The organism is Nitrincola lacisaponensis, assembly GCF_000691225.1.
Lineage (GTDB): Bacteria > Pseudomonadota > Gammaproteobacteria > Pseudomonadales > Balneatricaceae > Nitrincola > Nitrincola lacisaponensis.
The window spans coordinates 23,302-36,545 of sequence record NZ_JMSZ01000010.1 but is presented as its reverse complement, the minus strand read 5'-3'; the positions used below and the strand labels follow the sequence as shown (position 1 = coordinate 36,545).

The 13,244-nt window shown below is 52.9% G+C and carries 8 protein-coding genes; 3 read left to right on the top strand and 5 right to left on the bottom strand.

Features of this window, described 5'->3' with window-relative positions; translation table 11 throughout:
- Positions 1 to 9: 9 nt before the first annotated feature.
- The 3 genes from ADINL_RS01910 to ADINL_RS01900 form a co-directional block, all read right to left on the bottom strand.
- On the bottom strand, positions 10 to 2,169 hold the full coding sequence (locus ADINL_RS01910; RefSeq protein WP_036543325.1) for a TRAP transporter permease: 2,160 nt from the start codon (positions 2,167 to 2,169) through the stop codon (positions 10 to 12).
- Between the two features lie 85 nt (positions 2,170 to 2,254).
- Positions 2,255 to 3,241 carry a TAXI family TRAP transporter solute-binding subunit gene (locus tag ADINL_RS01905; RefSeq protein WP_036543324.1) on the bottom strand — a complete coding sequence of 329 codons (987 nt, stop codon included), beginning with the start codon at positions 3,239 to 3,241 and terminating at the stop codon, positions 2,255 to 2,257.
- Between the two features lie 68 nt (positions 3,242 to 3,309).
- On the bottom strand, positions 3,310 to 3,762 hold the full coding sequence (locus ADINL_RS01900) for a universal stress protein (RefSeq protein WP_036543322.1): 453 nt from the start codon (positions 3,760 to 3,762) through the stop codon (positions 3,310 to 3,312).
- A 375-nt stretch (positions 3,763 to 4,137) separates the two neighbouring features.
- On the opposite strand from ADINL_RS01900, the gene ADINL_RS01895 reads away from it, so the two are divergent.
- Complete coding sequence (locus ADINL_RS01895) at positions 4,138 to 5,733, top strand: methyl-accepting chemotaxis protein (protein ID WP_036543320.1); 1,596 nt, start codon at positions 4,138 to 4,140, stop codon at positions 5,731 to 5,733.
- Between the two features lie 66 nt (positions 5,734 to 5,799).
- Here the strand turns inward: ADINL_RS01895 and ADINL_RS01890 are convergent, their stop codons facing one another.
- Both ADINL_RS01890 and ADINL_RS01885 read right to left on the bottom strand, forming a co-directional pair.
- Positions 5,800 to 7,167 (bottom strand): sigma-54-dependent transcriptional regulator, encoded by a 1,368-nt coding sequence (locus ADINL_RS01890; protein WP_036543318.1) that lies wholly within the window; start codon positions 7,165 to 7,167, stop codon positions 5,800 to 5,802.
- A 26-nt stretch (positions 7,168 to 7,193) separates the two neighbouring features.
- On the bottom strand, positions 7,194 to 9,467 hold the full coding sequence (locus ADINL_RS01885; protein ID WP_051632479.1) for a PAS domain S-box protein: 2,274 nt from the start codon (positions 9,465 to 9,467) through the stop codon (positions 7,194 to 7,196).
- 104 nt (positions 9,468 to 9,571) lie between these two features.
- Here ADINL_RS01885 and pyk point away from each other — a divergent pair, with 104 nt between their 5' ends.
- Entirely contained in the window at positions 9,572 to 11,008 is a 1,437-nt protein-coding gene (pyk, locus tag ADINL_RS01880) for a pyruvate kinase (RefSeq protein WP_036543316.1), read from the top strand.
- A 21-nt stretch (positions 11,009 to 11,029) separates the two neighbouring features.
- Positions 11,030 to 13,189: a Tex family protein gene (locus ADINL_RS01875; protein WP_051632478.1), complete on the top strand. Its 2,160-nt coding sequence runs from the start codon at positions 11,030 to 11,032 to the stop codon at positions 13,187 to 13,189.
- The last annotated feature ends 55 nt before the right edge of the window (positions 13,190 to 13,244 follow it).

Below are 13,244 nucleotides of genomic sequence, written 5' to 3'. Positions count from 1 at the left end.
TTCAGGTAATTAAGCGGCTTTGTTGCGAACCGCCAACTGCCATACCAGCACCAGAGCACTCAAGCCCAGACCGATGACATCGGTCAGCAAGCCACCAGCGATCATCGACAGTGCAGCAACCAGCAGGATAGCACGCTGAACCATATTGACACCGCCCTTCAGGAACCAGCCCTGAATAGAGGCCGCCAGCAGGTAGATACCGATCGATGCGGTGACAAACACACCCAGAATTGCGCTCCAGGTACCATCCATCAACAGAGCAGGACTGTAGAAGAACATGAACGGCACGATAAAGGCTGCCAGACCGAACTTGAAGGATGTCACTGCTGTTTTCAGCGGATCAGTACCGGCAATGGCCGCTGCGGCATACCCCGCCAAGGCGACTGGCGGTGTAATGGCTGACAACACCGCATAGTAGAACACGAAGAAGTGCGCCACCAGTGGCGGAATACCGATCTGTTGCAGGCCTGGGGCCACAACGGATGCTGCGACAGCATAGGCAGCGGTTGTCGGCATGCCCATACCCAGCAGGATGCTGATACACATGGCGAAGAAGAGAGCCAGTATCTGACTGGTATCCGCAATGTTCAGCAACATGGACGCAAAGCGCGCACCCACACCTGTCAGACTGATGACCCCAACAATGATACCGGCACAAGCACAGACAGCTATCAGCGGGATCGCCATACGGGTACCCAGAGACAGGGCATCCAGCAGTTCACGAATACCCATACGGTAGGGCGTAAACCAGGATACGACTGCCGCACTGACCATCGCCAGAGTACCTGCACGAATGACTGAATACCCCATAAACAGGGTAGTAATCAGAATGATGATCGGCAGGAACAGATACACCTGCTTGACCATCTTGGCAAACACCGGCAATTGATCACGCGCCAGACCTGACATGCCTTCACGACGCGCTTCCAGATCAACCATCAGATAGATGGACAGGAAGTAAAGCGCGGACGGAATCAGGGCAGCAATGGCGATTTCGGTATATGGAATACCGGTAATCTCGGCCATGATAAACGCACCCGCACCCATAATCGGTGGTACGATCTGACCACCGGTAGACGCAGCCGCTTCAATACCACCGGCACTGCGCGGGTGATAGCCGACTTTTTTCATCAGCGGAATTGTCAAACTACCTGTAGCAACCACGTTACCTGCGGAAGTTCCGTTGATCATCCCCATCAGGCCCGATGCAAAGACCGCCACCTTGGCAGGACCGCCACGTGCACGACCGGCAGCTGCAAAGGCAAAATTGACAAAGTAGTCACCGACACGCGATGCCTGCAGGAACGCAGCAAAGGTAATAAACAGAATGATATAGGTTGACGAAACAGCGGTGGTTGGCCCAAGGATACCGTTATCTGTGTAGATATAGGTAAAGAAGCGCTCCATGGAGTAACCGCGATGCTCAAGGATGCCAGGCAGATAGGGGCCTGCAAAAGCATAGGCCAGGAATACAGCCGTAATCACGATCAACGCCAGACCCGCGACTCGGCGTGTCAGCTCCATGATCAATATCACCCCGGTGAGCGCCACCAGAAACTCGGTCTGACCCACCATCGGTGTTCCTGCAGCCATACGCCAGCGCGGCAGTACGAACAGCAAATAGGCCGCAACGACAATCGCCGATACCATCAAGACATTGTCAGCCCAGTGAATACGCTCATTATTGGCTGACTTCCAGATCCAGCTGCTGACCACAGCTGCCACTGTACCCAGCACCAGCGCCTTGGCGACCTGAGGCAACAACCAGGCAGGCGGCATCTGACCCAGCCATTCACGGCTGATCCAGGCATAAGCAATACCGGCAGCGGCGAAGAATACTGCCAACGAAACAGGCAACATGGCCGCCCACTGCAGAGGCGACAGAGGCACCGGTGCTTTGTGCCGATCCAGAGTATATGCAGCGATCAGGGCAAAGCCGACTACCAGCCCCCCCGCTACGTGAATAATACGAAACGCCCAGGTTTCAATCGGTGAAATATTCAGGGCATAAAGATGAAGCCCGGTATAAAACACACAGGCAAAAAAGATAATTTTTCCAACAGCACCTGTCAGATCACGCTCGTTATGACCAAGCGGGACATCGGACACTCCTTCGGCGCCGATTTTTTCAGCGGCGGCATCAGCCGATGCTGGCGTTTTCTCTGTCATGGTAGGTATACCCAACTTAAGGCATTTAAGGCAAGGATACCGACCCTCAGGCCGGTATCTCAGTCAAGAAATTCCGGAACGACAATCAGTCTTTCATGTTCTCAGGAATTTCATAGCCGTTCTCTTCGAACCAGCGTGCTGCACCTGCATGCCAAGGCACGATGGTGTTGTACTTGTAGTTCTCAGGAATGGTTTCAGATGAAGCAGAGTGGATCTGCATCATACGGTCGTTGTTTTCCATTACCGTCTTGGTCACACCATATACCAGGGACTCAGGCATATCTTTGTGCGTGATCGCCAGGTTCCACAGAGAGATCGCAGAACGATCTTCAGACATGGATGAGTAAACAGTTGTCGGAATGGTTGCCTGACTCAGCTCAGGGAAGCTCTCGGAGATTTTCTCAAAGTGATGCGGCTCATAAGAGAAAATATTGACATCTGCCTGGGCTTCCAGCTGGCTGAATGCCGAGATCGGCATACCGGCTGCAAACGCGAAAGCATCAATCAGACCGTCCTGCAACTGACCTGCCTGATCTGCAGCACCACCATTACGGGTACGTACATTGATACCCAGCTTTTCCAGCAACTGAGGGTGATACATATCAGCTGTACCGCCCGCAGGGCCTACACCGATAGTTTTTCCTGCCAGATCTTCAACAGAGTTAATACCAGAACTTTTCAGGGCAATAATCTGCAACGTTGTCTGATACATCGGGAACACTGCGCGGACATCGTCATGCGCCATGCCAGGTGCCAGCTCACTCTTGCCTTGCAAAGCAGCAACCAATGGACCTGTCGTCACCATACCAAACGCATGCTCACCCATCTGTACCAGCGTCGCGTTCTGTACCGGACCACCGGTCACTTCAGCACCGGCAGAGATACCCAGAGCTTCACCAACCAGGTTTGCCCAGCCCGCGCCATACACATAGTACACACCACCCTGACTCGCCGTACCCACGGTAATGCTGCGAGGCCAGTCACTGCGATCTTCAGCTGCATGAACAGCTCCAGCGGCCATGGCAAGACCAAGGCAACCAGCAACGAGGGCTTGTTTAGATAGAATACGCATTATTGTAGTTCTCCTGATTTTATTGCTTTGTTGTCATTGTTAGTTTGCACGGTATTTCAGCGGACGGATCAGGATCTGACCGTCAGCACTGGAATAATTGAGTTACGCACGACACGCTCAGCCGTCGATCCCACCAGCACCTTTTCGATACCGGTACGGCCATGCGTACCCATAATGATCAGATCAGCCTGTATCCGTGACGCTTCCGCCAGAATATCCTCATAGCCTGCACCGACTTCAACTTTCTGGGTCACTTCAACCCCCTGCTCTACAGCATCCGAAAAATGCTGCTGGCAAAAATGATCCATGTCTTCACGCGCCTGACGTGTCACTTCGCGAATAAACGTATCGATGACATCTGCAGGCACACGCTTGCGGCGTTTGTCTGACAGCTCAGTGATCACATGCAACAGATGTAATCGTGCGCCAGTCATCTTGGCTAAAGTACGGGCATGGTCCACAGCCTTTTCAGCACCTTCTGAAAAGTCTGTCGCAAAGAGGAGCGTTTTATAGTTGGCCATTCATTTCACCTGTTCCATTCAATTCCGGTCCGTAGAGATCACAACTCATATACAGCTTAACTCTAGCTCTATTTGACAGAGTTACCAGTACGGACAGCTGGATCTCAATAAGCAAACCTTATGCCAACCAATAGAATTGTATATTAAACATATGCTTAATTATTATCAGCGAGGATCGACAGCACATTTTCAGCGAACTTCCGCCCATCAGCATCAAGACAAGGGGTGGAAATCCGCCAATCCAAAATTCAAACAAACTAATGTATCCCACATACAAAGAAAGGTTACAGCTGCGCTGCTTTAGGGTATTCTTGAAGTCAATTACAAAACACACTACAAATACAATGACACACGCTTGCTACGGACCCGGTCTACATGTCAATAAAAACCAAAGTTAATGCCTCACTGCTGATCGTATTCATGGTGGTATTGATCAGCTCCCTTACGGTCATTTATCGCAGTGAAACCTCACTGGTCGCAGATGTCGCCAGAACGACGACGATTGACGCCGCGGATTCCTATTTCGACAGTATCAATATCCTGATGCTGAGTGGCGCCATGGGAAATCGCAAAGAGTTGCAACAACGCGTCCTGAGCAATGAATCGATTGTTGAAGCACGGATTCTGCGAAGCCCCGAGCTCAATGCTGTCTACGGCCCTGGTGCTGAAGACTCGGTGGTGCGGGATGATCTGGACCGTCGTGCAATGCGTGGTGAACGCGTTGTGGAAGAGATCCGTGACAACAATGGACACCGCCTGACCGTACTCTTGCCGATGAAAGCGATTCCGGACTACAAAGGCACTAACTGTATGCTGTGTCATCAGCATCCGGAGGGCACGGTCATTGGTGCCGTTCGTGTTACCTACTCGCTGGACAAGATGAACCAGACCATTCGTGCCAACATGATTAATGTCGCACTGGTGGAACTGGCATTGTTCATCGTGGGCATTCTGGCGATTGGCTTCATTCTCAATCGCGTAGTTATCCGCCCGGTCAATCAGTTTGCCAACACCCTGCACGAAATTGAAAAAGATCATAATTTCAATCTGCGTGTACCCGTTACCTCCGATGATGAAATCGGCAAAATGTCGATCGCAATGAACTCGCTGCTGGAAAACATGCATCGCAGCCTGAAACAGGTCAGCAGCACGGTGCTGAAGCTGTCAGGCTCCAGCACACGCATCAACGACATTGCCAACAAAACCACAGAAGCCGTTTTGCATCAGCAGGATCAGACCCGTTCGGTTGCCTCCGCAATTGAGCAGATGGAAGCCTCAACCCGCAGCGTATCCAGCAGTTCTACTCAAACTGTCGAAGCGTCTGATCTGGCACTTAAAGAAAGCGACCAGGGCACACGCATTACCGCTCAGGCCATTCAGGCAATCCAGACCCTGCGTAAAGACATTGATGAGGCAACCGGCGTCATCCAGAAGCTGGATGATCAGGCGCAAAATGTTGGTACTGTTCTGGAGGTCATCAAGAACATTGCTGAGCAGACCAACCTGCTGGCGTTGAATGCAGCGATTGAGGCGGCAAGGGCTGGCGAACAGGGTCGTGGATTTGCGGTAGTGGCCGATGAAGTTCGCACGCTGGCAAGCCGGACCCAGGCCTCAACGGAAGAGATCAACAAAATCATCGACGGCCTGCAGCTGGATGCGAAAAATGCCGTGCAGGTGATGCAAAGCTCTCTCAACAGTGCCGGAGAAGGCGTCGAGCAGGTACAAAATACCTCTAATGCCCTGAACACTATTGCCGCAGAAATCCGTCGTATTAACGATATGAATCATGAAGTGGCAGGCGCCATACGTGAGCAGAGCGATATGGCGAGCAGTATTGAGCGCAACATCCTGGCAATCAATGACAGCTCGGAAGACAGCTCGGAACATGCACGTCATCTTAGCCAGGTATCCAGCGAGCTGACCAGCCTGGCACAAGAACTGGAGAGCATGCTGACGCGCTTCAAACTTTAACGCCAGCCTATGCAACCAAACAGACAGGCCAGCATTGCTGGCCTGTCTGTTTTACGGCAATACAAATTACTTGTAATGACTCTTGTCGAGTCCGTATTTACGCATCTTGTCGTACAGCGTTTTACGCGGCAAGCCCAGCGACTCCAGCGTATCCTTGATTGAGCCACCATGCCGACCCAGCTCGGTGTGAATCAGCATCTTTTCGAAGCGCTCCACCTGCTCTGGCAGCGTCATCCCTTGACCGGGCACATCCAACGTGATGGGGCGGTTATCAAAATCAAAGGTGCAACTTTCACCCAACAGGACATAACGCTCTGCCAGATTGCGTAACTCACGCACATTACCCGGCCAGTCATGCAGCATCAGGCTGTGCATACGCTCTGCTGGCAACTGCAGGACTTCACGACCATATTGATTGGAAGCCACCAGTGCAAAATGCTGGAACAACAAGGGTATGTCTTCACGCCGCTCACGCAAAGGGGGGATATCCACCCGTAGCACATTGAGACGGTAGTACAGATCCTCACGGAAACGCCCCTGCTCACACAGAGCCAGCAGATCAACCTTGGTGGCTGCAATCACTCGCATATCCAGATCAATCGTCTGATTGGAGCCCAAACGCTCAATACTGCGTTCTTCCAGCACACGCAGCAGGCGGATCTGCAACGACATGGGCATGCTTTCAATTTCATCCAGAAACAGCGTACCACCATTGGCATATTCAAACTTTCCGATACGCTTGTTACGTGCATCAGTAAAAGCACCAGCCTCATGACCAAACAATTCACTTTCGATCAGTGTTTCGGGTACAGCGCCACAATTGATAGCAACAAAGTTCTTGTCACGACGCCGGCTGTGCTCATGAATAAAACGCGCCAGCAGATCTTTGCCACAACCCGTTTCAGCCATCACCAGGATATCTGCAGCCGTATCTGCAATGGCCGCCATTAACCGGCGCAACTGCTGTATCTGGGGAGATTTGCCGATAATTTTGGGGCCAGGCGCTGACTGGGCTTCAAGCTCAATACGCAGTTGCCGGTTTTCCAGGGTCAAGCGGCGCTTATCCAATGCACGCCGCACCACATCCAGTAACAACTCAGAGGCGAAAGGCTTCTCAATGAAGTCATAAGCGCCTTGACGGATGGCATTCACGGCCATGGAGATGTCCCCATGACCAGTGATCAGAATCACTGGCAGATCCGGGTCTTTGGCGTGAATGGCTCGCATCAGCTCCAATCCATCCATACCGGGCATATTGATGTCTGTAATAACAACACCTGGCCAGACATCATCCATGACCGGCAACACACCCTCAGCACTGTCCATCAGGCGGACATCATAACCCGCCAGCTCCAGCGTTTGTCCGGCAGCCAGACGGATGTGTTTCTCATCATCAATCAACAGTACCGGACAGCCGTCCTGATCACCCTTCATAGCCACTCTCTCATCCACTCAGAAATTCAGCTTTTAACGTCCAGTGTTGCTATCGCACCAGATGACTGTTGTAACGCCGTCGGCAAGCGCACTAAAAACTCGGCACCGCCCTCCGCATGATTACGGACCCGAAGCTCACCATAAAATGATTCAATAATACGCTGAGAAATCGGCAAGCCCAGACCAATCCCCTGCCCTGAACTTTTAGTCGTGTAAAAAGGCTCAAACACACGTTCAGGGTCACGCACACCGGGGCCGTTATCTCTGACACGGATCTCGGTATAACCGGCAACATCCTCAGCTTCAACACAGATTTGCTTACCGGCCTGCCCGGCAACCGCCTGCATGGCGTTGGTCAGCAGGTTGACGAATACCTGCTCCAGTCGCAGGCGGTCTGCCATCACCCAGATCGTCTCGACGGCATCTGGCCAGCGTACGGTTACCTGCTCTTTTTCAAAACGCCCATACATCACCGACATCACACCATCACGTATCTGTCGCAGAGAAACGGGTTCGATACAATTGGTACTCTTGCGCGAAAACTCCTTCAGCGGATGGATAATTTTTGCCATGCGATCAGTCAGGCCACCGATTTCCTGAAGGTTCTGACTCACCGTCTCCAACTGATCACGTCGCAAAAACGCCAGTGCATTATCTGCATAGTTGCGTATGGCAGTGAGGGGCTGGTTCAGCTCATGATTGATCCCCGCCGACAACTGCCCCAACACCGCCAGCTTGGCCGTTTGTATCAATTCATTCTGGGTATTACGATGCTGTGTCATCTCTTCTACCAGGCGGGCATTGGTTTGTACCAGATCCTTGGTGCGCTCCTGTACCCGGAACTCCAGTGCTTCAGTTGCATCCCGCAACTTTTGCTCATACAGCTTACGCTCAGTAATATCATGAATCGTAAGCATAAAGAGCTTTTCACCAGCAACCGACATACGCCCAATCGTCAGTTCGACAGGAAACTCCTGGTTGTTATGTCCCAACGCACCGGCTTCAGTTGTCAGCTCGGCTGTATCCGTGGTCTCTTCCATGATATAGCGCCAGCAAACCACCCGGGCAGCTTCAGAAAACAACGGACTGAGATACTGTCCGCGCATTGACTCGGCAGTCATGCCAAACAGTTTTTCAGCCGTCGGATTCATGTACCGTACCGTACCGGACTCATCGAGTGTAATCAGACCCGCATGGGTATGGTCAATAATTGCCCGAATACGTGCTTCACTCTCTTCCAGCGCCTTATGTTCGCGCTGCTGGAACTCTTGTTGCTGCAATTTCAAACGGTAACGCACACGCAGCACCAGTATCAGCAGCAAGAGTGCGATATAGATGAACGCCACCTGCACCATCGCCGTAATCACTTTCTGATCCACGACTTTCATGCTGGACAGCATGGACACATTCAACCCTGTGTCCTTCAGTGACTGGGTCATCAACAAATAGTCCTGAACCTGTCGACCATCACCGGCCGGTGCCAATGACGGATCTTTCTGCAAGGTAATTCGTTCCGTGTTCTCTGTCAGCGGTTGCCTTGCACTGACATCCAGAGGAATCAGAGGATTATCACCATACCGCAAACTGTCTCTCACCCGACGCTGATCCTGTGGTGACAGGGGTGTCAGCGTACGAAATTTCCAGTCAGGGCGCGTCGAGATAAAAATCACATCGTCATTATCGGTCACCAGGATATCCTGCAATGGATCATTCCAATGGTCTTCAACGTCGTTCAGGTCGATTTTGACCACAATCACGCCCGCCACTTCATCACGGTTATAAACCGGGTAACTGAAGAAATAACCACGTTGATGCGAGGTTGTGCCCAACGCAAAATAACTGCCAGCACCTCCCGCCACCGCGTCAATAAAGTAGGGTCGAAAGCTGAAATTTCCACCAATGAAGGAGCGTTCCATCGACCAGTTGCTGGCCGCCACCGTCAGGCCTTCACGGTTCATCAGATAAGTATCCGACGCACCGATAATATCGTTGACCTCTTCCAGGAATTGATTCAGGCGCAGCTTGTTGGCTTCGGTATCCGGATGCGGCAGGATGCTTAACAGATCGGGATGAGTAGATAAGAGTTTGGGCAGGTCCTTGAAACGATCCAGCTTTTGCTGCACGGTGATAATATAACGATTAAGATCGGCCTCGGTTTTCTGCTGCAGATCACTGATGGCCTGATGGCGGCTGATGGCCGCTGTCTGCAACATCAGCACCGCAAATAATGCCAACACACTGAGAAAAATCAGTATGCGTGCGGCTTTGCCTGTTTTGGAGACTTGAGGGGATGGATTCATGGATATTCCGGTTTTACACGTCTACTGCATAGGTTCAGTCACATTGAACCGCTATAATGTCAGCCTAAAGTATACCAGTAAACCTGAACAGAACCGGAGTGCACATGCTTAAACGTACCAAGATTGTCGCAACACTCGGCCCTGCAACAGACCCCGCCGGACTGCCAGAGCAGCTACTCAAGGCAGGCGTCAATATGTTCAGGCTGAATTTTTCCCATGGTACCACAGCTGACCATCGCCAGCGCGTTCAGCAGGTACGCGAAGCATCTCGCAAAACCGGTGTTCCGGTGGCGTTACTGGGTGACCTGCAGGGGCCAAAAATTCGCATTGCCCGTTTTGCAGACAAACAGATTACCCTGGCAACAGGCGATCAGTTTATTCTGGACGCCGCAATGGACCCGGCTGCAGGCAATCAATCCTGCGTCGGCATTGATTACAAGGAACTACCCCAGGATTGCAGCGAAGGCGATATTCTGTTGCTGGATGATGGCCGTATCCAGCTGCAGGTCGAGCGGATTGAAGGTAGTCAGATACACACCCGCGTCACTATTGCGGGAGTCCTGTCTAACAACAAGGGCATTAACCGCATGGGAGGCGGGCTTTCCGCTGCGGCACTGACCGACAAGGATCGCTTCGACATTCAGGTCGCGGCTGAACTGGACTTCGACTATGTCGCCGTCTCTTTTCCCCGCTCAGCTGAAGACCTGCTGGAAGCACGCCAGCTGCTGGATGCCAGCGGCAGTCGGGCAGAAATTATCGCCAAGGTGGAACGAGCCGAAACGGTTGCAACACCCGAAGCACTGGATGCCATCATTCTGGCCTCTGATGGCGTCATGGTAGCCCGCGGCGACCTGGGTGTCGAAATTGGTGATGCTGAGCTGATCGGGGTGCAAAAGCATCTGATCCGCAGAGCCCGCGAGCTGAACCGGGTGGTGATTACCGCAACCCAGATGATGGAAACCATGATCACCAACCCCATGCCAACCCGTGCAGAAGTCTTTGATGTTGCCAATGCTATTCTGGATGGTACCGATGCAGTGATGCTCTCGGCCGAGACCGCTGCCGGTCAATACCCGGTTGAAGTGGTTCAAGCCATGACCCGCATCTGTCAGGGCGCAGAGAAGCACCTGCTCTCGGCACCGGTACCCACTTCGCCCGACACCCCCTGTGAACGTATTGACCAGGCGATCGCGCGCTCAGCCATGTATACCGCCAACAGTCTCAGTGGCGTATCTGCAATTATCTGTCTGACTGAATCCGGATCAACTCCGCTGTGGATGTCCCGTATACGCTCAGGTCTGCCGATCTATGCTCTGACACGCAACAGCCGTACGCTGCGCCGCATGGCACTGTACCGAGGTGTAGAGCCGATATTTTTTGATGTCACCGCAGTAGATGAAAAGCGCATCAACGAAGCCATCCTGGCGGGTTTGCTGGCAGATGAGCGTATTCGCAAAGGAGATCTGGTGCTACTGACCCGTGGCAACATGATTGGCTCTCACGGACAAACCAACCAAATGCAGATACTGCAAGTGAACTAAACCGCGTTATTAAGGATACCGATGAATCTTGCGCCTCAACTGGCAGCCCGACTGCAACTCCCCCTGTCTCAGGTCAGTGCCACACTGAAACTGCTGGACGAGGGGGCCACCATTCCTTTTATTGCGCGTTATCGCAAAGAGGCAACCGGTGGACTGGATGACACCCAACTGCGTGATCTGGCTGACCAGCTGGCGTATTGCACAGCGCTGGAAGAACGGCGTCACAGCATTCTGGAGCAGATCCGAAGCCAGCAACGTCTGACACCGGAGCTGGAAAAGGCACTACGTGAAGCGGACAGCAAGGCGCGTCTGGAAGACCTGTATTTACCCTACAAACCCAAACGCCGCAACAAGGCGCAGGAGGCACGTGAAGCAGGGCTTTCTGGGCTGGCTGACGCCATTGTGCAGCAACCCGGCAAGGCCGCAGAACAGCTCGCCAAGTCCTATGTGAATCCGAAACAAAGCATCGATTCGGCAGATACAGCGCTGGAAGGCGCTCGGCATATTCTGCTGGAGCAGCTCAGCGAGCATCCGGATCTGATCGGTCAGCTCAGACAGCTGCTTTGGCAGCATGGCCTGCTGGAAGTCTGTGCGGCAAAAAGCAGGCAGTCCACGGAAGACCAGGACGCATCAGACAGCAAGTATCGCGATTACTTCAATTATACGGAAGCCCTGGCCCGCATACCCTCTCACCGTGCACTGGCCATTTTTCGTGGCAAAGAAGCGGGAGAGCTGACATTTAAACTGAACCTAGCAGAACAGGCACCACTACAGCCTGTCGACGCAATTGCAGCCGCCAACAAGCTGCGCCTGTCTCACTGCCACAGCTGGCTGCAGCAAACGCTGGCATTGTGCTGGAAAAACAAACTGGCGCCGATGCTGGAAAATGAGCTGCTGCGACAGTTGCGCCAGCAAGCTGAACTGGCAGCTATTGATGTGTTTGCACGTAATCTGCGTGATCTGCTGCTGTCTGCTCCCGCAGGGGCGCATGTTACCCTGGGCCTGGATCCGGGTCTGCGTACCGGGGTCAAGGCAGCTGTTGTGGACGCCACCGGAAAGCTGCTGGATACCGCAACCCTGTACCCTCATCCACCACAGCGCCAGCAGGAAGCAGCCTCAGCAGGCCTGGCAAAACTGCTGCAACGTCATCAGGTGACACTGATCGCCATCGGCAATGGCACAGCCTCGCGTGAAACGCTGCGCTGGGTGCAGACATTGCTGCGTCAACCTGAGTTCAGTGCGATTGCCTGTATGCTGGTCAGCGAAGCCGGTGCTTCGGTTTACTCGGCATCAGCACTGGCCGCTGAAGAGTTTCCGCAACTGGATGTCACACTACGTGGTGCAGTATCCATTGCCCGACGCCTGCAGGACCCGCTGGCAGAACTGGTCAAAATCGACCCGCGTGCAATCGGTGTCGGTCAATATCAACACGATCTGGATCAGAAGGCCTTGTCCACAAAACTGGACGCGGTTGTGGAGGACTGTGTCAATCACGTCGGTGTCGACCTGAATACCGCATCTCAGGCACTCCTTACCCGAGTGGCGGGCCTGAACCCAACCCTGGCAACCAATCTTGTAGAGACTCGCGAGCAACTGGGACGCTTTACGGATCGCCGCCAATTGCTGAAAGTACCTCGCCTGGGACCCAAAGCTTTTGAGCAGTGCGCAGGCTTTCTGCGCATTCGTGACGGTAAGGAGCCTCTGGATAACTCTGCAGTCCACCCTGAGTCTTACCCACTGGTACGAGAAATTGCCGGTTACTGGGGACTCAGTATTGCTCAGCTTTTACAATCGCCGGATAAACTGAAAGCCACTCGCCCCGAATGGCTCAGTCAGCATGGCAGTTTTACACTCAAAGATATTTTACAGGAACTGGAAAAACCGGGACGCGACCCACGCCCGGCTTTCCGTTCCGTCGCCTATGATGATCGCGTTGAATCCATAGAGGATCTGAAACCCGGCATGCAGCTGGAAGGGGTCGTGACCAATATCACCCACTTTGGTGCATTCATTGACCTTGGCGTACATCAGGATGGACTGGTACACATTTCCCAAATGGCAGACAACTTTGTCAAGGATCCGCACACACTGGTACACACAGGACAAATTGTCAGTACCAGGGTTCTGGACGTCGACATCAAGCGTCGACGCATTGCCTTGACGATGAAAAAAAGCAGCTGACCAGCCTTGTCACAGGCGTATGGCGCCCCCATGATGACAGGGTTGATTTATAATG